We start from the raw sequence: 19,765 nt of genomic DNA, 5'->3' as shown, positions 1-19,765 counted from the left end.
TTAATATTGTCGGATTACCGGTGGTCTATAATTTTGAATAAATTGCTCGATTTCAGCAAGATCATCAGAGAATAACACGCAATCCAAATCGGTTTGAGTAAGAAAACCGTTGCCGACCATTTGTTGATAAAAGGCTTTAAGCGGTTGATAGTAACCCTCGACATCAAAGAAAATACAAGGGTTGTTATTTTGTCCGATTCTCGCCCACGATACCACTTCGCTAATTTCTTCCAACGTACCGGGTCCCCCTGGTAGGGCTATATAAGCATTACCCAATTCAATCATTTTTAATTTTCGTTCCGGCATATTTTTAACGACAATCAGCTTGGTAAGCGAAGGATGAGCTAATTCCCTTTCTTGCAAAAAGGTTGGGATCACGCCGGTTACTTTGCCGTGTTGTGCTAATACGCTGTCGGCAACAATCCCCATCAGACCGGCTCTTCCGCCGCCATAAATCAATTGATGTTGATGTTTGGCAATCCATTCGCCGAGTGCTTGTGCGGCTTGTTGATATTGCGGTTTGTTTCCTACGCTTGCGCCGCAATAAACGGTAATATTCATTGGCTTTCCTATTTTTTCCGATTAAACTGAAGTTATTATGACAAGCCGAACAAGGAAATACAATGCAGATTCAAGATTATCAAAATTGGGTCAGAGAATTTTATCAGACACAGGGCTGGTATCGTTACAATCCGTTTATTCGAGTGAACTTTTTAAGTGAAGAAATCGGTGAAGTGGCGCGAGCGGTGCGGGCGATTGAAATCGGTAGAGATCGTCCGGATGAAACCGAGGCGTCTTATCAAGAGAAAAAGGCGTGTTTGATCGAGGAACTGGGCGATGTGCTGGATAATTTGTTTATTTTGGCGGATAAATACGATATTTCGATTGAAGAAGTGATTGAAAAGCACCAAGCAAAATTTATCAAACGTTATGTAAAAGACGAATAAAAAAAGACCGCCTGTTAGGATTAACAAGCGGTCTGATTTCATTAAAATTTAGCGAGTGCCGTAAACCACAATCGTTTTACCGTGGGCTGAAATTAAGCCCTCATCTTCTAACATTTTTAAGATTCTGCCGACTGTTTCACGAGAACAACCGACCATTTGACCAATTTCTTGACGGGTAATTTTAATTTGCATCCCTTCTGGATGGGTCATCGCATCCGGCATTTTTGCGAGATTCATTAGTGTTTGAGCAATACGACCGGTGACATCTAAGAACGCAAGATTACTCACTTGACGTGATGTTTGGCGTAAACGGCGAGCCATTTGTGCCGAAAGATACATTAAAATATCCGGATTTAAATGTACAAGCTGTTTAAATTTTTTATACGAGATTTCTGCAATTTCGCAAGCACCTTTGGTTTTTACCCAAGCTGTACGTGGTTGAACAGACTCTTCAAATAAACTGATTTCTCCAACAAACTCGCCTTGTCCAAGATGTGAAAGAATCATTTCTTTACCTTCATCATCTTTAATAAATACCGCAACTGAGCCACTCACAATGTAGAATAAAGATTCTGCATCTTCGCCGGCGTGAATCAGTGTATATTTTGATGGATAACGATGAATATGACAGTGGGTAAGAAACCATTCTACCGCAGGATCGTGGATAGATGGCGTGACAGTCATTTCACTGTCTAATTGAGGTGTTGAAATTGAAATATCTTGCATCTGCATAAAAAACCTCGATAAATTCTTTTATAGCTTTTAATGTTTAAACTTTGCGATTGTATCACGGGAGTATGAATTAGCCTAAGAAAGATTTTTTATCTTTAATATCAAGGCTTTGATGAAGTTCAGACCACACAATCACGACTTTATCCGCCTTTAACTGAGCGAATAAACGTTCACGTTTTTCCTCTAAAGATAGCTCTCTCTCACCGTAATCGGTGCCTTCTCGTAAAATAAATGAGTCTAAGACATTATTTAATGTTTCAGGCTCAAGTTCTTGCCATGGAATAATCATAAAATTTACTCAAATAACGGTTTAATTAATGCCCATTGTTTTTCGAAATGTTGGTGTTGGTTATAACTGAAGTTAGAACGTACTAAACGTAAAAATTGACCTTCACAAAAATTAACCAAATAACCAGCTAACGCACGTTCATCTTCAAAGGATTTACCTTCACGTAATTTACTCATTTGTAAAATATTAGCAAATTGAAACTCCAAGCCGTCAAAAAATTTTGCAACACGAACTTTTAATTGATCGTCTTCAAACATAAGTGCATGGCCGGTTAGAATACGAGTTACCCCCGGATTTTTGCGAGCAAATTCGATTACGGTATAGAGAATGGCTTTCACTGCTAATGCAGTCGAATTTTCTTTGCGTTTGCTGGCATTAATATAACTGGTTAGCGTTTGCTCGATACGTTCAATTAATGCTTCAAACATTTTGGTTTTACTTGAGAAATAGCGATATAACGCCCCTTCTGATACACCCACCGCGGCTAAACGCTCGGTGGTTACTCGTCGCATACCGTCTTCAGAATTTAGTAACCCGATTAACACTTCCAGCACTTGCTGGCGACGTTCCACCACGGATTTTTTCGGCATTTTAATTTTAGGCTCTGTCATAGTGAATCCTATTATTGCTTACCCGAATGCCCGAAACCACCTTCGCCACGCTCGGTTTGTTCAAAATCTTGCACGATATTGAAACTTGCCTGAACTACTGGGATGAAAGCCAGTTGAGCGATACGGTCGCCGACATTCACGGTAAAGTCTTCTTGGCTACGATTCCATAATGATACCATTAAAGGCCCTTGGTAGTCGCTGTCAATTAAGCCAACTAAGTTGCCGAGCACGATCCCATTTTTATGCCCCAAACCTGAGCGGGGTAAGATCACCGCCGCCAAGTTTGGATCGGCGATGTAGATTGAAATCCCCGTTGGAATCAGCACGGTTTGCCCCGCTTTTACCGTCATCGGCTCGTTGATTAACGCTCGCAAATCCAAGCCTGCCGAGCCTTCGGTTGCATAGGTCGGGAGCGGAAATTCGGTGCCGATACGGCTGTCTAAAATTTTTAAATCGATCTGTTTCATTGTTTGTCCTTTTGTAAAATTTTTATCTTTTTTGACCGCTTGCGATAAAAGCAAATTTTCTAATCTTTCTCATCATCGCATAATGCTTGCACGTTACATTTATCAAACGGCATTACAGTGTTTGTCCACTCTTTGAGCTTGCGAGGTTTTTTGTCCGTAGAATGTTGCTCTGTTTGTGTATAGGTTAAATGCCATTGATAGTAAGGTTTGCCGACATCTTGATAGCGAATTTTTAAAATGGTATCTGCTGTATCGTGGCATTGGTGTAATTTTTGCACATCTTCTTCACTAAAGCAGGCTCTAATCATCTCGCCTTCATAAAAGTAAATGGCTTGTAGTGCCAGTTGGTAACTGTTGTCCTCATTGATTTGTAAGAAATCGGCAAAACTGGCACTACGAGAACCGCCCGAATACATTTCAGACCAGACTTTCTCTAACGCTATTGCCCATTTGCCCTCTGCTAAAGGGTAGAGAGCAGGAGCAATGCTATAATAGGGTTCTGCTTCTAGCTCAGCAAAATTACCAGCCCGATGTTGATAATTGGAAAAATCCCAATGATTTTTCAGTTTATAGCCATTACTTTTCGGGAAAAGGGCTAACTGAGGCGTGCCATCGCTCAAATAGAGGTCGCCATTTGTCGCTTGGTATAACCTCACTAAACTGCTACATTTCGGTAACTGGCGACAAAGCTCCAGACTTTTAGCCTCATTATGCACCAATTTCATTGTTTGAGCTTTAATCGGGCTATTCGCAAGCCCAGTTGATGAAAGCATAAGTAGTGCAATGCTGAGAATTTTTTTCATTGATGATATTCCTGATACAAGCGGTTATTTTTTGGTGTTTTTTTGCAAATGTTGCCACACCTCAATCATTTCCTGCATTTTCGGCGAGCCAGCCTTGAAATTTTCATTAAAGCCGCGACCAAATTCAGGGGAAACCTCAAAGTTGTGAGGGTTAAACTGCCAACTTGTTTTGTCTTTCACCCGAAAAGCAAGATGATTATTGCATTCACGCCACAGCTTAAAAAAGCGGTGGGTTGATTTAATCTCTGCCTCCCAAATCGGGTTAATAAGAAGATGCGTATTGTAATCCGAAAAGTCTGTCACGGGCATTTAGCCCCACATTAATGGCTTAGTTATCGGAAGATGGATACTCGAAACAAGCTCCTCTTTTAACGGCTTTTCTTGCTGATATTTCGCCCTTGTTTTACTACCGTCGTAGAAAATCGTTGTTTCCATAGGTAATGCCAGATGTTTCGCTGTCATCGGCTCAGTCGTGATAAATTTCGGTGTTGGATCAGCTTTCCCCAAACTTTGTCCAAGCAGATGGAAAAATACTGTTGCGACAAGTGTCGCTAAGCCCAAAATCGCCCCTAACGTTATCAAAATTTTTTTCGCCATTTGGCGCTCCGTTTTTTATTCAATTTGCAAATTTTTAGTGGTTTTTGACCGCTTGTAAGCGGTTATTTTTCCACAGTTTTTTGCGACATTTTATGGCGAATTATTGCCACAAATTCATCAACCTGAGCCTGATCTGTAAAAGCGCTTTTCGGAATAACGTGGCTGACCGCACCTCTATCAAAAAAGATCAGCACAAAATCTTTGCTCTGTTCAACGGCATAGAGTTTCTCGTAAAAACTGAGCGTTGAGCCCATATCACTTTGGCGAAACAGCTCGTTTTCACGCAGTTCAATGCGGTTATTCATCAGCATTGGCGAATAATGGCTGAACGCTTTGTTCCAACGTAATACCATTTCAATATATGGCTTCGCTCTGGCAACAATCACCAACATGATCGTAGAGATCGCTAACCAACGATTGGTTTGTTGAACGTCATTGAGAAACTCATCGAGCAATTCATAACAACTACCAAGCATTTCCAATATCGCATTTTGTTGCTCAAAAAACGTGAACCACCACCAAAGAATAAAACAGATGAATGGAAAACTGAGCAGAGCACGAATAAGGTGAGACTGCCAAGTTCGTTTGCTAAAAATGAGATTAGCTTGCTGTAGTCCTTTAATATAACTGTCGGGGGTTAATTCGTAATTTAATTGCATTTTTGTGTCCTATTTTGCTTGAAATCGCTCAACAATTTCCTGCACCAAACTTTCAGCCAATTTTCCCTTATCCGCAAGCGGTAATTTTTTCTCGCCGTTTTTCCAGAACAAGTGGAGCGAGTTGTGATCCTGTCCGAACACTTGTCCACCCGAAACATCATTCGCACAGATTAAATCTAAGTTCTTGCGTTTAAGTTTATCTTTAGCGTAGTTCGCTACATCTTGCGTTTCTGCGGCAAAACCGACAGTAAACGGGCGATTTTCGGTTAAATTTGCCACATTGGCGATAATGTCCGGATTTTTCACTAATTTAAGCATCAGCTCGTCATTATCAGTGGTTTTTTTGATTTTCTGTGGCGCGACTTCTGCCATTCGATAATCGGCAACCGCAAGACAACCGATAAAAATTGCAGATTTTTGGGCAAATTTGACCGCTTGTTGCTCCATTTCTAGTGCTGATTCTACATTAATTCGGGCGACATTTGCCGGTGTGGCAAGATTGACTGGGCCGGCAATCAGATTTACTTGTGCACCACGTTTGGCAAATGCTTCAGCAATCGCAAAGCCCATTTTGCCGGAGCTATGATTGCTGATATAACGAACCGGATCGATTGATTCACGGGTTGGACCGGCGGTAATGGTCACGCTAAGATCTTTCAGATCTTGTGTGTGATTAAAGTGATCGTATACCGTTTGGAAGATCTCATTCGGCTCGGACATTCTGCCAGCACCGACATCACCACAAGCTTGGAAGCCGCTGTTCGGGCCGATCATCTGCACGCCACGATTGGCTAAAACGGCTAAATTTTCTTGCGTAACCGTTTGTTTAAACATTTGTTGATTCATTGCCGGTGCGAGTAAAATAGGGCTGGCGGTTGCTAAACAGAGGGTAGAGAGTAAATCATTTGCCATACCGGCACGTAAACGAGCGATAAAATCGGCAGACGCCGGCGCAATAACCACGATATCCGCCCATTTTGCTAATTCAATATGACCCATTGCGAGTTCCGCTTGCGGATCTAATAAGGAATTAGAAACGGCATTGCCTGAAATTGCTTGTAAGGTAAGTGGAGTCACAAATGCTTCGGCGACCGGCGTTAAAACCACTCGCACATCGGCATTGGCTTTTTTGAAAAGACGAATTAATTCAATCGTTTTATAAGCGGCAATACCGCCGGTAATACCGACTAAAATTTTCTTATTATGCAAGCATAGCTATTCCTTTTAATCTCTAATTCATTTCTCTGCTTTGCAAAGAAAATCACTAGTATCATTCTACCTGAATAAGCACTCACTCACAATAAAGTGATTTTTGCGATCCATATCGAAAAAATAGCATTACCTTTTTGCTTCAATAAGTTTGCTTATTTATGCTTCGGGGTTATTTCAGTGAATTGAGTAAAAATAATGAATGATAACGAATTAATGCCAAGGGAAAAGCTATTGGCTTATGGTGTGGAATCTTTAACCGATTATGAATTATTAGCCATTTTTTTGCGTACCGGCATTAAAGGGATACCAGTGATGCAGTTGTCTGAAGCGGTGCTAAAACACTTTGGTTCGTTAAGGGGATTGTTGAGTGCGGATTTAAAAGCATTCTGTCAAATTAAAGGATTAGGCAAAACGCAATTTATTCAATTACAGGCGGCTAAAGAAATGACCAAGCGTTATTTGGCACAACAAATGCAAGTCAGGGAAAATATTAATGAGCCTCATTTGGCAGTGATGTGTTTTCAGAGTGAGCTAGAATCGGAAGAACGGGAAGTATTTATGGTAATGTTCTTGGATAATCAAAACCATTTAATTAAAAAAGAAAAAATGTTTTACGGTACGATTAACCAAGCAACGATACATCCTAGAGAAATTATTAAAGCGGCATTAAAATATAATGCGGCGCAATTATTGTCGCTCATAATCATCCTTCGGGGAATTGTACGCCTTCGGAATCGGACAGAGCGTTAACCAGAAAGATTGAAGTGGCGTGTGATTTGGTTGAAATTCGTTTTGTTGATCATATTGTGGTTGGAAAAGGCAATTATTTTTCTTTTGAGGAAGAAAAGTATCGCCGAAATAATTCATAAATTGAGGCTTGAATAACGCCATTAAAGCGAGTATAATCCGTGGTCTTTAAATATGACTTTGGTCGGGCTGAGCCTGACGAGGCAATTAGATAAACTGATATGAGTCCTAATCGCCCGAACCATTTAAACGTTACTTAAGTAATTGGAGAATTAAAATGTCAAGAGTTTGCCAAGTAACCGGCAAGCGTCCAGCAGTTGGTAACAACCGCTCACACGCATTAAACGCGACTCGTCGTCGTTTTTTACCTAACTTACACACTCACCGTTTCTGGGTTGAAAGTGAAAACCGTTTCGTAACTTTACGCTTAACAGCGAAAGGTATGCGTATTATCGATAAAAAAGGCATCGATGCAGTATTAGCTGAAATCCGTGCTCGTGGCGAAAAAATCTAAGGAGCTAACCAATGGCGACTAAAGGTAATCGTGAGAAAATCAAATTAGTTTCAACTGCTGAAACTGGTCACTTCTACACAACAACTAAAAACAAACGTAATATGCCTGAAAAAATGGAAATCAAAAAATTTGATCCAGTTGTGCGTAAACACGTTGTTTATAAAGAAGCTAAAATCAAATAATTTGATTCAGTTTTAAGAACCCGACTTTAAGTCGGGTTTTTTTATATGTAATATTAAGTAATCGTTTCGATTTTGAACTGTTAGGCTTAGAACTTGCCGTAAGCGGTAAAAATTACTTCCTTTTTTGCAAAAAAAATGTACTATTAGCCGTCCTTAAATGTAGCCCTACATTTGAGCTTGTTTCCAACCTATCCCACAATTCTTTTCTTTGGGAGATATAGGGTAAAAACAAAAAAGCTGAAACGCTTTTTTTAATAAGTAGCGAGTCAAATGCCCCATGGCATCTGTTTTTTAGAATCAGAAAGCTTAGGCTTCCCGCAAGGCACCCGACTTATTTTTTTCACCTCTTTTTAGAAGGTTTTATTTCAAATGACAATTACCACTCCTGTAAAAGCAGTTCTCGCATCAAACAAACATTTCTTAGATCGCCAAGATAAAATGGAATCAAATGTTCGTAGTTATCCTCGTAAATTACCTTTTGCTTACGCAAAAGCACAAGGTTGTTGGGTAACAGACGTTGAAGGTAATGAATACCTCGACTTCTTAGCGGGCGCAGGAACACTTGCATTAGGCCACAACCACCCAGTATTAATGCAATCAATCAAAGACGTATTAGATAGCGGTTTACCGTTACATACACTTGATTTAACCACACCATTAAAAGATGCATTCACAGAAGAATTACTTTCATTCTTCCCGAAAGATCAATACATCCTTCAATTTACCGGCCCATCAGGTGCGGATGCTAACGAAGCGGCAATCAAATTAGCCAAAACTTATACCGGTCGTGGCAATGTGATCGCCTTCTCAGGTGGCTTCCACGGTATGACACACGGTGCATTATCATTAACCGGTAACTTAAGTGCGAAAAATGCCGTACAAAACTTAATGGCAGGCGTGCAATTTATGCCGTATCCGCATGAATATCGTTGTCCGTTCGGTATCGGCGGTGAAGCCGGTGCAAAAGCGGTTGAACACTATTTTGAAAACTTTATTGAAGATGTGGAAAGCGGTGTAGTAAAACCGGCGACAGTTATTTTAGAAGCAATTCAAGGTGAGGGCGGTGTTGTACCTGCTCCTATCAGTTTCTTACAAAAAGTACGTGAAGTAACCAAAAAACACGGCATTCTAATGATTGTGGACGAGGTTCAAGCAGGTTTCTGCCGTAGCGGTAAAATGTTCGCTTTCGAACATGCAGGCGTTGAACCTGATGTTGTGGTAATGTCAAAAGCAGTGGGCGGTTCATTGCCATTAGCAGTATTAGCAATTCGTAAAGAATTTGACGCATGGCGACCGGCAGGTCATACCGGTACTTTCCGTGGTAACCAATTAGCAATGGCAACCGGTTATGCTTCATTAAAAATTATGCGTGAAGAAAACTTAGCGAAAAATGCTCAAGAACGTGGCGAATACTTAACTAATGCATTACGTGAATTAAGCAAAGAATTTCCATGTATCGGTAATGTACGTGGTCGTGGCTTAATGATGGGTATCGATATCGTTGATGAGCGTAAACCGCAAGATACAACCGGTGCTTACCCACAAGACGGTGAATTAGCGGTTGCAATTCAAAAAGCGTGTTTCAACAATAAATTATTGTTAGAACGTGGTGGACGTGGCGGTAACGTAGTACGTGTGCTTTGTGCAGTAAACATCAACCAAGCGGAATGTGAAGAGTTTATCAAACGCTTCAAACAATCTGTGGCGGATGCAATTAAAGCGGTGCGTGGCTAATTCTAAACCCTACACGAGCCGTGTAGGGGTGCTTTATCTGAGCCACGCTGTGGCTCTTTTTATATCCTAGCCCCAATGGGGCTGAGCTTAATTAAGCTAGCACGGCTCGTGCTAGGTGCGAGAGAAAAAATGATAGATATTTCAAAACACAGACAATCACTTTTCTGTAATGATCCGCAATCGATCGCGGATTATGAAAATGCGATGAATAATGCGGTGCAGGCGGTTAGTGCCTGGTTAAAAAATGACAAAATGTATACCGGCGGTTCAATCAAGCAAATGCGTGCATTAATTGACGGCTTTAATCCGTCAAAAGAAGGCGTAGGCGTACAACAATCGCTTGATCACTTGGTGGAAATTTTCTTAAAACCAAGTCTTAAAGTACATCACCCACACTCGCTTGCACACTTACATTGCCCTACAATGGTAACCAGCCAAATTGCGGAAGTGTTAATTAATGCGACCAACCAATCAATGGACTCTTGGGATCAAAGCCCAGCAGGTTCAATTATGGAAGAACACTTAATTGATTGGTTACGTCAAAAAGTTGGCTATGGTGCTGGTACTTCAGGCGTGTTTACTTCAGGCGGTACGCAATCAAACTTAATGGGCGTATTACTTGCACGTGACTGGGCGATTGCGAAAAACTGGAAAAACGAAGACGGCTCGGAATGGTCTGTGCAACGTGACGGTATTCCGGCAGATGCAATGAAAAATGTAAAAGTGGTTTGCTCGGAAAATGCTCACTTCTCAGTGCAAAAAAATATGGCGATGATGGGAATGGGATTCCAATCTGTGGTAACTGTCCCTTGCAATGAAAACGCTCAAATGGACGTTGTAGCATTAGAGAAAACATTGGCAGATTTAACCGCACAGGGCAAAATCGTTGCTTGTGTGGTGGCAACAGCCGGTACGACTGACGCCGGTGCAATCGATCCGTTAAAAGAAATTCGTGCCATCACCAATAAATTCGGTGCATGGTTACACGTAGATGCGACTTGGGGCGGTGCGTTGTTACTTTCTAAAGATTTCCGTCATTTCTTAGACGGTATTGAGGAAACTGACTCAATCACATTAGATTTCCACAAACACTTCTTCCAAAGTATTTCGTGTGGTGCGTTCTTATTAAAAGATCAGGCAAACTATCGTTTTATCGATTATAAAGCGGATTATCTTAATTCAGAATATGACGAGGCACACGGTGTACCGAACTTAGTGGCGAAATCATTACAAACCACTCGTCGTTTTGACGCATTAAAATTATGGTTTACGGTAGAAGCGTTAGGTGAAGACTTATATGCTTCAATGATTGACCACGGTGTGAAATTAACTAAAGAAGTGGAAGGCTATATTAACGCGACTGACGGCTTAGAAATGTTAGTGCCAAGCCAATTCGCCTCGGTATTGTTCCGTGTGGTACCGCAAGGTTATCCGGCAGAATTTATCGATACCTTAAACCAAAACGTAGCGGACGAGCTTTTCGCTCGTGGCGAAGCAAATATCGGTGTAACCAAAGTGAGCGATAAACAATCACTTAAGATGACCACGTTAAGCCCGATCGCAACCTTGGAAAACGTGAAAGCGTTATTAGCACAAGTATTAGCGGAAGCGGATCGTATCAAAGATTCGATTGTAAACGGTACTTACGTGCCACCGATTGATTAATTGGTAAAACTTTAGTGAAAAAAGACCGCTTCATTACAAGCGGTCTTTTTTTATGATTTTTATTCGCTATTTTTGAATTAAATAGCGTAAGGTTGGACCGTCTTGCTCAACGCTTAGTAAGGTATAGCCGTGATTTTTCATATCAACCGGAATATTATTGATTGATTGTGCACAATCGCTTAATACCTCTAAAATTTCTCCGTCTTGTAGAGTTGGTAACGTTTCTAAAGTAGCAATTGCCGGATACGGACAAGGTTCGCCTAGCATATCTAGTGTGTAATCCGGAGTAATTTCACTTGGGTGTTTGTCTTTTTGTTCAATAACGATAAAAGCCATAGTGTGTTTCCTTTTGGTTAGTTAATAGTATAGGTATTGGTTGTCGCTATTCTTGCTTTCGCTTTGCTGATAAAGCGTTTTTCCCACCATACGATAAAGATAAGACAAGCAATCATTAAGGCATAATTAATCAATAAGCCACTAATCGGACCGAATGATTTTAAGAGGTTAATTTTTTCATAATCTAGGGCAAGCACCGGAGCTAAATCATCCCAAAGATAAGCAAGTAGCGTTGAACCGGCAATATTCCCAACGCCGACCCACATAAAATGCACTTGACCTTCCATTGCACGGTACATCCAACCAGTTTCACAACCGCCGGCTAATACGATACCAAAGCCGAATAATAAACCGCCGAGAATAGCGTTTGGACCAGCCCACATAATCTTCGGATTCATGCCTAATTGAATGTAACTAAATACGCAAATTGTGCCGATTAACATTCCGTAAATGATCGCTTTGCCCATATGTGAACGACCTGAAACCCATAAATCTCGGAATGCAGAGGTAAAGCAAATTTGTGCTCGCTCGATCAATAAACCAAAGCCTAGTCCGAATAACATTGCAAAACCTAATTTTATTGAATATTGCAATACATAGATGGAAGCCATTGCCCAAGCAATAAAGACTATCATCCCAATCCAAAAGCGGATGTTTGCGTGCTTAGGATTACTAGCTTCGACTTTACCTGAGCCTTTTTTCAGTTTAAGTGGCGGTCGGAACATTGGTAACAACGTAAATTTTACCCCTGCGTAAGTCCCGATAGCAGTAGCGATAGTAAAATACCAAGCGTGCATAGAGAATTGCGGAATACCGGTAAAGAGAGAGGCAAGATTACAGCCCATCGCTAGACGAGCTCCAAAGCCGGCCAAAGCTCCGCCGATTAATGCCTGAAGAATACGGATTTTATTTTGCGGCATCCGAATTTTCATATTATTCGCCCACAATGCGGCGGCAATGCAACCGGCAAACATACCAAGAATCATTAAGCCGTCAATCCGGGTTAAAATTGTTCCGTCCAGTCCGATTAGGTTAAAGTATCCCCAACCTGAAACATCAACACCGAGTATCTGTAAGATTTCTCCGCCCCAACGGGTAAATTCACCAGTGACCGCCCAATAAGTGCCTGTTAAGCCGAAATAATAGGCAGAGAGAATACCGGTCGCGATCACAGCTGGAATTGGATTCCAAAATTTAATCAGATAAGTTTGTTTGAATTGTTGCCAAATTTCTAACATAAGTCCTTAAATCCTTAAGAGAAGTTAAAAATGACAAGCAAAGGTATAACGATGAAAAATAGAATTGAATACAATTAGATTTGTTCATTTCCTATACACAAAACTTGCGATATATCGAATGAATCTTTAAAAGATTAACTAAATTTTAACAATTAAAACATTTTCGTCAATAGCTTGAAATAACAAAATGAAAATGCCTATTTTTTCTTGACTTATTTTGAATAATTGATTTAATGGTAGGTCGATTTTTTCTTTCCAAATTCAGCAATAAATTTTAAATAAGAGGCATATTATGGCAGAGAGTTTTAGCGTTACGCGTCGTTTCTTTGATGATAAAAATTATCCGCGTGGTTTTGCACGTCATGGCGATTACACTATTCGTGAAGCACAAACTTTAGAGCAATTCGGTCAAGCGTGTTTAGCGTTAGAATCAGGCGAACGTAGTCCGGTAACGGCAGAAGAAGAACGTTTTGTTGCTGTAATGAAAGGTGATGAAATTGCTGAAAGTATCATTGAAAAATCATGGTTAAAATATCGTTCATTAACCAGCAAAACCAAACGTATTTATACGCTTTCAGGTAATGCGGGTAATGATGCCGGTGATGATTTCAGTGCGACTGAATAATCGGTATTTCTAAGTATTTACCGTTTTAAATATACCACGGAATACGCTGAAAACACGTAAGTGTTGGTCGGGGTATTTTGTGGTTTATTTTTTTGTACTATTTTGATTTTTAAAATTGCCGTACTTTGAGGCAGTAATATAGACAGTAAAAAATGATGAATCTTCCTATTGAGCAATATGCTGATCTTCTTGCAAAAAAAGCAGAAAATTTGACCGCTTTACTTGCACCTTTTAATCCGCCCACACTTGAAGTGTTTGCTTCTGAAACTAGCCATTTCCGTATGCGTGCAGAGTTTCGTGTATGGCATGACACTAATGCGACTGGAGAAAATGAGCTGTATCACATTATGTTCGATCAGGAAACTAAGCAACGTTATCGAGTTGATCAATTTCCGATTGCTAATCAACTGATCAATAAAATGATGAGCTACTTGCTCGCTGAAATTACGGGCAATGAATTACTCACTCGTAAATTATTCCAAGTGGATTATCTCAGCACGTTAAGCGGTGAAATTGCGGTTTCAATGCTTTACCACAAAAAGTTGACGGAAGAATGGCAAGAGGAAGCTGTAGCATTAAAAACACGCTTAGAAAATCACGGTTTTAACGTACAACTTATCGGACGTGCAACAAAACAGAAGATCGCTTTAGATCGTGATTATGTTGAAGAAGTATTGCCGGTGGACGGACGTAATTTAATTTATCGCCAAGTTGAAAATAGCTTTACTCAGCCGAATGCCAAAATGAATATTAAGATGTTGGAGTGGGCGAGAAGCTGTACCAAAAATAGTAGCGGTGATTTATTAGAGCTTTATTGCGGTAACGGAAATTTCTCGATTGCATTAGCAGAGAACTTCCGCCAAGTGTTAGCCACAGAGATCTCAAAATCTTCAGTTCAATCAGCACAATACAATATTGAGCAGAATGCGATTGATAATTTGCAAATTATTCGAATGTCGGCGGAAGAATTTACTCAAGCGATGAATGGTGTGCGTGAATTTAATCGTTTAAAAGGAATTGATTTAAAAGCGTATAATTGCAATACGATTTTTGTTGATCCACCACGAGCTGGTTTAGATCAAGATACTCTAAATATGGTGCAGGCTTACGAGCGAATTTTATATATTTCGTGCAATCCACATACGTTAGCAGATAATTTACAGCAATTAACCCAAACGCATCGTATTGAGCGTGCGGCACTGTTTGATCAGTTCCCTTATACTCATCACGTAGAAAGTGGCGTGTGGCTGATTAGGAAATAAGCATAAATAGTCGGTTATGCTGAAAAATAAATCACTTGATGATTTTTAACGATTTTTCGCTTGACCGATTTTGATAAAACTTATATTATTCCGCTCGTTTTCAACGGAGGAATGGTCGAGTGGTTGAAGGCACCGGTCTTGAAAACCGGCGAGGGTTTACGCCCTCCGTGAGTTCGAATCTCACTTCCTCCGCCATCAAATTTACAACTTGTTGATTCGATAAATCAGCAAGTTTTTTTCTCTCAAAGAGAATACAATTTAGAATATGTTTTCAATCCGGAGGAATGGTCGAGTGGTTGAAGGCACCGGTCTTGAAAACCGGCGAGGGTTTACGCCCTCCGTGAGTTCGAATCTCACTTCCTCCGCCATCTATTTAGAACCGCTTGTAATGCAAATTACAAGCGGTTTTTTCTTGGCAAAATTTTGCAAATTTCCTGATAAATTTAACCGCTTACAGCTAACAAAAAAGCACAGAACTTACATTCTGTGCTTCTGCATTTTATAACCAACCTTTACGTTTAAAGTAGATATACGGTGTAGCAGCGGCACAAATCATTAAGCCGATTGCCATCGGATAGCCGTATTTAAAATGTAATTCCGGCATAAATTCAAAGTTCATCCCATAGGTGGAAGCGACCAATGTTGCCGGCAGGAACATTACTGATACGACCGAGAAAAACTTCATAATTTTATTCTGCTCAATATTGATATAACCCATTGCCGCTTGCATCAAGAAGTTCACTTTTTGGAACAACGATTCATTATGCGGTTGGAGTGATTCAATATCTCGCATAATGTCACGAGCTTGTTCAAGCTGATTGTTTGGTAAACGGGTTTTACGCAATAAGAAACTTAACGCACGTTGCGTATCCATCAGGCATAAACGCACTTTTGAGCTGGCGTCTTCCAATTCGGTTAAATCCGAAAGTGCATCGTCAAAATTTTCACTTTCTTGCTTACCGTTTAGTATTACACGGCTTAAGGTTTCTAAATCTGCATAAATTGTTTCGATCACGTCTGCAAGTCGCTCGATTTTGGTTTCAAATAAGTCGAGCAGTAATTCGTATGCATTGCTATCAATTAACTTTTCACGGCGAGAACGCATTCGATATAAACGGAACGCCGGTAAATCACGTTCACGCAGGGTAAATAAACGCCCGTCACGAATGGTAAATGCAACGGTGGCAATATCGGCGTAATCGTCGTCATCTAAACAATAGAAAAAAGAGTGAAGGTGTAAGCCGTCTTCGTCTTCAAAGAAGCGAGCAGAAGCTTCTAAGTCTTCCAATTCGTGTTCTTCTGCAAGGGTTTGGTCTAAACCACGCTGTAATACGCTACGTTCGTCATCACTTGGATCGATCAAATCAATCCAAATCGCATCATTTAGCTGATCGGTAGCGGTTTCGTCAACGCTAATAAGACGTGCGTTATCTAAAGCAAATGCACGGATCATTTTATTCTCCAATGGTTAGGAGGTAATGAACAAAAAGGAACAAAAAAGATACTAGGCGAGAGTTACCGACTTGTCGGCAACCAGAGGGTTTGGACAAGTGGGTTAGAAATCTGATAAGTATCGACTGTGACTGTCCAAAATTGTAATCCTCAAATAAAAATAGTGTGCGAATGGTACAGATTAACCGCTTTCTAGTCAAGCAAGCGGTCATTTACTTGCTTGATTTTGCAAAATTTTAAGGAAAAATGACCGCTTTTTTGCTATCGTTAGCACTCTGAAATAATCGATGAGAATTTGACAATGACTGATTTACAACACACGACTGAAAACGAAACCACGCATTTTGGTTTTAAAACCGTTGCTAAAGAAGAAAAACAGCAACTAGTTGCTAATGTATTCCACAGCGTTGCTGGCAAATATGACTTAATGAATGATTTGCTTTCGTTTGGTATTCACCGTGTTTGGAAGCGTTTTACCATTGATTGCAGTGGTGTGCGTAAAGGGCAAAAAGTGTTGGATCTTGCCGGCGGAACTGGTGACTTTACCGCAAAATTTTCACGCATTGTCGGCGAAAGCGGCGAAGTGGTGTTAGCCGATATTAATAGCTCGATGTTGGAAGTTGGTCGTGAAAAATTGCGTAATTTAGGCGTAGTGGGAAATGTGAATTATGTGCAGGCAAATGCGGAATGTTTGCCGTTTGCGGATAATACCTTCGATTGCGTGGTGATCAGTTTCGGTTTGCGTAATGTGACCGATAAAGATAAAGCGTTACGTTCGATGTTTCGTGTGTTGAAGCCGGGTGGCCGTTTGCTTGTGTTGGAATTTTCGAAACCGATTATTGATCCGATTAGCCAATTATATAATTTCTATTCTTTTAATATTCTGCCGAAAGTGGGTGAGGTGGTGGTAAACGATGCAGATAGCTATCGCTATCTTGCCGAATCAATTCGTATGCACCCGAAACAAGATGAATTAAAAGCGATGATGGAAAATGCCGGTTTTGAAAGCGTAAATTATTACAACTTAAGTGCTGGTATTGTAGCGTTACATCGAGGATATAAGTTTTAATTTATCTTTTTGAATTGGAATCCAAGGAATACGCTATGTTATCTCAACTTAAACAGCGACTTATGTTGTCACAGTTTGCATTCGGTGCGATAGAAACCGCTTTTAATGCCTTGCTTCAGCGTTCGCCACACGTATTGCCGGCATTACGTAAGTTAGTGGGTAAATGCTTACATATTGAATTAACCTCGCCGGCAGTTAATTTTTATCTAATCTTTAGTGAAACTCGTGCGGAATGGCTGTCGGTTTACGAGGGTGAAGCGGATTGCCACGTACAACTTTCGTTTGAAACCTTACCGAAACTTGCTGATAAAGCGAAATTAACCGAGCTGATTAATAATAAATCATTGGTGCTGAACGGCGATATTCAGGTGTTACAACATTTCACCGTATTGTTAGATGAATTGGAAAAAGATCCTGCCGAATTGTTGTCGCCTTTTGTTGGCGACGTACTGTCTCAAACTTCAACTGATTTTGCCAAAAAATTATTTAACAAACTCAAAGGGCAAATTGAGCAGAATCATCAGCATCTCGCAGAGAATTTAATGAACGAACGTCCGGTATTGGTACATCGCTTACAAGCGGTTAATTTTTATGATCAAGTGGCAGAGCTTGAGCAACAAGCGGTCGAATTTGAACGAAAATTTGCAAAATTTGAGAATAAATCATGACGTTTAACAATACTCGCCGCCTTTATCAAATTATCACTACCTTTCTGCGTTACGGTATTGATGAAATCATTCCCGATATTCCGCTTACCCGCCACGCTCGTTTAGGACGTAAGGCTCTGTTTTGGGTACGAAATCAGCACAAAGATCAGCCGTTCGGTGTGCGTTTACGTTTAGCTTTGCAAGAGTTGGGGCCGGTGTGGATTAAGCTCGGGCAAATGCTTTCTACCCGTCGTGATTTATTTGAGCCAGAATTGGCGGATCAGCTTGCGTTATTGCAGGACTCGGTTGAACCTTTTGACGGCAAATTAGCCCGCCAAATTATTGAACAAGCCTTAGGTGGCAGTCTTGAAACTTGGTTTGAAGCATTTGATGAACAAGCGCTTGCTTCCGCTTCGATTGCACAGGTTCATACGGCAAAATTTAATCAAAATCAACCGCTTGCCGGTAAAGATGTGGTGATTAAAGTGATTCGTCCGGATATTGCACCGATTATCAAAGCGGATATTGCGTTGATGTATCGTCTGGCAAGCTGGATTCCTCGTCTGTCGAATGATGCGAAGCGTTTACGTGCGAGTGAAGTGGTGCGTGAATACGAAAAAACATTACTCGATGAGCTGGATTTGACCCGGGAAATGGCAAATGCAATTCGCTTACGTAATAACTTTGAAAATAGCGAAATGTTGTATGTGCCGGAAATGTATCCGGATTTTTGTCATAAAAACGTGATTGTAATGGAACGTATTTATGGTATTCCAGTGTCGGATGTCGAAACGCTTAAAGCCAACGGCACGGATATGAAATTATTGGCGGAACGTGGTGTACAAGTGTTCTTTACTCAAGTGTTTCGTGACAGCTTTTTCCACGCAGATATGCACGCTGGTAATATTTTCGTTAATCCTGAACACCCGGAAAATCCGCAATATATCGGGATTGACTGCGGTATTGTCGGTACGCTAAACCAAAATGATAAACGTTATTTGGCAGAAAGTTTTGTTGCCTTTTTTAATCGAGATTATCGCCGTGTGGCATTAATGCACGTGGAATCGGGCTGGACACCGCCGGATACCGATATTGATGCGTTTGAACAGGCTTTTCGTGAGGTGTGTGAGCCAATTTTTGCTAAACCGCTATTGGAAATTTCTTTTGGTCATGTGTTACTGAATCTGTTTAATGTGGCACGCGAATTTAATATGGAAGTGCAACCGCAATTAGTGTTATTGCAAAAAACTTTACTCTATATTGAAGGATTAGGTCGACAGGTTTATCCGCAAACTGGATTTATGGCAAACCGCAAAACCGTTTTTACAAAATTGGCTGAATGAACAAGTCGGTGTAAAAGCAATTTTGCGTGATTTAAAACAACGTGTACCGCAATTTAGAGAACATTTTGCTGAATTTCCGGAAGCGGTATTTAACGCTTTACAGCAACAGAAACAGATTAATTTCCGTTTAGATGAGTTAAATAAAACGCTACAAACACAAAGACAGCAGAAAACTCGCAATATGCAGAGCATTGTGAGCGGTGTGATTATTCTCGGTGTGTTATGGCGATTTGACAGTTTGCCGTTATGGATAAGTATTGGTTTATTATCCGTCGCTTTGTTAGCTTTATTCTGGCAAAGAAAATAAGGCATATTGGCTTTCGTTACTTTTGTTTGGAAACACAAAGCAAAGTAACATATAATACAAGTAATTTTTTCTTAAACTTAAAAACAAAAAGAGGAACCTTTATGGGTGGTATCAGTATTTGGCAATTACTTATTATTGTAGCAATTATCGTTTTATTATTCGGTACAAAAAAATTACGTACGTTAGGTACGGATTTAGGAGAATCAGTCAAAGGCTTTAAAAAAGCAATGGCAGATGAAAAACCACAAGATGCAAGTTTTGAGAAAGTAGAAGCAAAAGAAGCTGCGACTACCGAACAAAAAGCAAAAGAAAAAGAGCAGGCATAGA

23 protein-coding genes, 2 tRNA genes and 2 pseudogenes are annotated in these 19,765 nt (G+C 40.4%); 14 read left to right on the top strand and 13 right to left on the bottom strand.

What is annotated here, in order from left to right; all coding sequences use genetic code 11:
• Entirely contained in the window at positions 1-561 is a 561-nt protein-coding gene (locus NYR89_RS07340) for an LOG family protein (protein WP_279440458.1), read from the bottom strand.
• 62 nt (positions 562-623) lie between these two features.
• Here NYR89_RS07340 and NYR89_RS07335 point away from each other — a divergent pair, with 62 nt between their 5' ends.
• Positions 624-947: a MazG nucleotide pyrophosphohydrolase domain-containing protein gene (locus NYR89_RS07335; RefSeq protein ID WP_279445311.1), complete on the top strand. Its 324-nt coding sequence runs from the start codon at positions 624-626 to the stop codon at positions 945-947.
• A gap of 48 nt (positions 948-995) precedes the next feature.
• Here NYR89_RS07335 and crp read toward each other — a convergent pair whose 3' ends face one another.
• The 9 genes from crp to coaBC all read right to left on the bottom strand — a co-directional run bounded on the left by crp (position 996) and on the right by coaBC (position 6,314).
• A complete protein-coding gene (crp, locus tag NYR89_RS07330) occupies positions 996-1,673 on the bottom strand; it encodes a cAMP-activated global transcriptional regulator CRP (protein ID WP_279446661.1) in 678 nt (225 codons plus the stop codon).
• Between the two features lie 76 nt (positions 1,674-1,749).
• Complete coding sequence (locus NYR89_RS07325) at positions 1,750-1,968, bottom strand: YheU family protein (RefSeq protein ID WP_279445310.1); 219 nt, start codon at positions 1,966-1,968, stop codon at positions 1,750-1,752.
• 5 nt (positions 1,969-1,973) lie between these two features.
• The gene (gene slmA, locus NYR89_RS07320; protein WP_279445309.1) at positions 1,974-2,579 is read right to left on the bottom strand and encodes a nucleoid occlusion factor SlmA; all 606 of its coding nucleotides are present in this window, start codon (positions 2,577-2,579) and stop codon (positions 1,974-1,976) included.
• Between the two features lie 11 nt (positions 2,580-2,590).
• Positions 2,591-3,046 carry a dUTP diphosphatase gene (dut, locus tag NYR89_RS07315; RefSeq protein WP_279445308.1) on the bottom strand — a complete coding sequence of 152 codons (456 nt, stop codon included), beginning with the start codon at positions 3,044-3,046 and terminating at the stop codon, positions 2,591-2,593.
• 59 nt (positions 3,047-3,105) lie between these two features.
• Complete coding sequence (locus NYR89_RS07310; RefSeq protein ID WP_279445307.1) at positions 3,106-3,849, bottom strand: hypothetical protein; 744 nt, start codon at positions 3,847-3,849, stop codon at positions 3,106-3,108.
• Positions 3,850-3,873: 24 nt separating this feature from the next.
• A complete protein-coding gene (locus tag NYR89_RS07305) occupies positions 3,874-4,158 on the bottom strand; it encodes a hypothetical protein (RefSeq protein WP_279445306.1) in 285 nt (94 codons plus the stop codon).
• The gene (locus NYR89_RS07300) at positions 4,159-4,446 is read right to left on the bottom strand and encodes a hypothetical protein (protein ID WP_279445305.1); all 288 of its coding nucleotides are present in this window, start codon (positions 4,444-4,446) and stop codon (positions 4,159-4,161) included. It abuts the gene before it with no gap.
• Positions 4,447-4,508: 62 nt separating this feature from the next.
• The gene (locus NYR89_RS07295; protein ID WP_279445304.1) at positions 4,509-5,105 is read right to left on the bottom strand and encodes a YcxB family protein; all 597 of its coding nucleotides are present in this window, start codon (positions 5,103-5,105) and stop codon (positions 4,509-4,511) included.
• 9 nt (positions 5,106-5,114) lie between these two features.
• Positions 5,115-6,314, bottom strand: coding sequence for a bifunctional phosphopantothenoylcysteine decarboxylase/phosphopantothenate--cysteine ligase CoaBC (coaBC, locus tag NYR89_RS07290; protein WP_279445303.1), 1,200 nt, complete (start codon positions 6,312-6,314; stop codon positions 5,115-5,117).
• A gap of 198 nt (positions 6,315-6,512) precedes the next feature.
• Between coaBC and radC the strand changes: the two are divergent.
• The 5 genes and pseudogenes from radC (at position 6,513) to ddc (ending at position 11,159) form a co-directional block, all read left to right on the top strand.
• Positions 6,513-7,186, top strand: a pseudogene (gene radC, locus NYR89_RS07285) (RadC family protein).
• Between the two features lie 155 nt (positions 7,187-7,341).
• Positions 7,342-7,578, top strand: a complete 237-nt coding sequence (gene rpmB, locus NYR89_RS07280; protein WP_005599762.1) for a 50S ribosomal protein L28 — start codon at positions 7,342-7,344, stop codon at positions 7,576-7,578.
• A gap of 11 nt (positions 7,579-7,589) precedes the next feature.
• Positions 7,590-7,760: a 50S ribosomal protein L33 gene (gene rpmG, locus NYR89_RS07275; protein WP_279445302.1), complete on the top strand. Its 171-nt coding sequence runs from the start codon at positions 7,590-7,592 to the stop codon at positions 7,758-7,760.
• Between the two features lie 369 nt (positions 7,761-8,129).
• On the top strand, positions 8,130-9,494 hold the full coding sequence (locus NYR89_RS07270) for a diaminobutyrate--2-oxoglutarate transaminase (protein WP_279445301.1): 1,365 nt from the start codon (positions 8,130-8,132) through the stop codon (positions 9,492-9,494).
• Positions 9,495-9,623: 129 nt separating this feature from the next.
• Positions 9,624-11,159 (top strand): L-2,4-diaminobutyrate decarboxylase, encoded by a 1,536-nt coding sequence (gene ddc, locus NYR89_RS07265; protein ID WP_279445300.1) that lies wholly within the window; start codon positions 9,624-9,626, stop codon positions 11,157-11,159.
• A 66-nt stretch (positions 11,160-11,225) separates the two neighbouring features.
• On the opposite strand, the gene yedF is transcribed toward ddc, so the two are convergent.
• Positions 11,226-11,495, bottom strand: a complete 270-nt coding sequence (gene yedF, locus NYR89_RS07260; protein WP_279445299.1) for a sulfurtransferase-like selenium metabolism protein YedF — start codon at positions 11,493-11,495, stop codon at positions 11,226-11,228.
• Positions 11,496-11,512: 17 nt separating this feature from the next.
• Positions 11,513-12,733: a selenium metabolism membrane protein YedE/FdhT gene (gene yedE, locus NYR89_RS07255; protein WP_279445298.1), complete on the bottom strand. Its 1,221-nt coding sequence runs from the start codon at positions 12,731-12,733 to the stop codon at positions 11,513-11,515.
• Between the two features lie 292 nt (positions 12,734-13,025).
• Here yedE and NYR89_RS07250 point away from each other — a divergent pair, with 292 nt between their 5' ends.
• The 4 genes from NYR89_RS07250 to NYR89_RS07235 all read left to right on the top strand — a co-directional run bounded on the left by NYR89_RS07250 (position 13,026) and on the right by NYR89_RS07235 (position 14,988).
• Entirely contained in the window at positions 13,026-13,358 is a 333-nt protein-coding gene (locus tag NYR89_RS07250) for a MaoP family protein (RefSeq protein WP_279445297.1), read from the top strand.
• 155 nt (positions 13,359-13,513) lie between these two features.
• Entirely contained in the window at positions 13,514-14,620 is a 1,107-nt protein-coding gene (gene trmA, locus NYR89_RS07245; RefSeq protein WP_279446660.1) for a tRNA (uridine(54)-C5)-methyltransferase TrmA, read from the top strand.
• 105 nt (positions 14,621-14,725) lie between these two features.
• A tRNA-Ser gene (locus NYR89_RS07240) sits at positions 14,726-14,815 on the top strand.
• Positions 14,816-14,898: 83 nt separating this feature from the next.
• Positions 14,899-14,988 (top strand) — tRNA-Ser (locus tag NYR89_RS07235).
• Positions 14,989-15,119: 131 nt separating this feature from the next.
• On the opposite strand, the gene corA is transcribed toward NYR89_RS07235, so the two are convergent.
• Positions 15,120-16,073: a magnesium/cobalt transporter CorA gene (gene corA, locus NYR89_RS07230; protein ID WP_279445296.1), complete on the bottom strand. Its 954-nt coding sequence runs from the start codon at positions 16,071-16,073 to the stop codon at positions 15,120-15,122.
• Between the two features lie 300 nt (positions 16,074-16,373).
• On the opposite strand from corA, the gene ubiE reads away from it, so the two are divergent.
• From ubiE to tatA, 4 genes and pseudogenes are all read left to right on the top strand, one after another.
• A complete protein-coding gene (gene ubiE / locus NYR89_RS07225; protein WP_279445295.1) occupies positions 16,374-17,141 on the top strand; it encodes a bifunctional demethylmenaquinone methyltransferase/2-methoxy-6-polyprenyl-1,4-benzoquinol methylase UbiE in 768 nt (255 codons plus the stop codon).
• A gap of 35 nt (positions 17,142-17,176) precedes the next feature.
• On the top strand, positions 17,177-17,809 hold the full coding sequence (locus NYR89_RS07220) for a ubiquinone biosynthesis accessory factor UbiJ (protein WP_279445294.1): 633 nt from the start codon (positions 17,177-17,179) through the stop codon (positions 17,807-17,809).
• A pseudogene (gene ubiB, locus NYR89_RS07215) lies at positions 17,806-19,438 on the top strand (ubiquinone biosynthesis regulatory protein kinase UbiB). Before NYR89_RS07220 ends, ubiB begins: the two are co-directional and overlap by 4 nt.
• Positions 19,439-19,539: 101 nt before the next feature.
• The gene (gene tatA, locus NYR89_RS07210) at positions 19,540-19,764 is read left to right on the top strand and encodes a Sec-independent protein translocase subunit TatA (protein ID WP_279445293.1); all 225 of its coding nucleotides are present in this window, start codon (positions 19,540-19,542) and stop codon (positions 19,762-19,764) included.
• Position 19,765 lies beyond the last annotated feature (1 nt).

It is taken from the genome of Actinobacillus arthritidis, assembly GCF_029774155.1.
Taxonomy (GTDB): domain Bacteria; phylum Pseudomonadota; class Gammaproteobacteria; order Enterobacterales; family Pasteurellaceae; genus Actinobacillus; species Actinobacillus arthritidis.
This window is presented reverse-complemented; position numbering and strand designations above follow the sequence as displayed.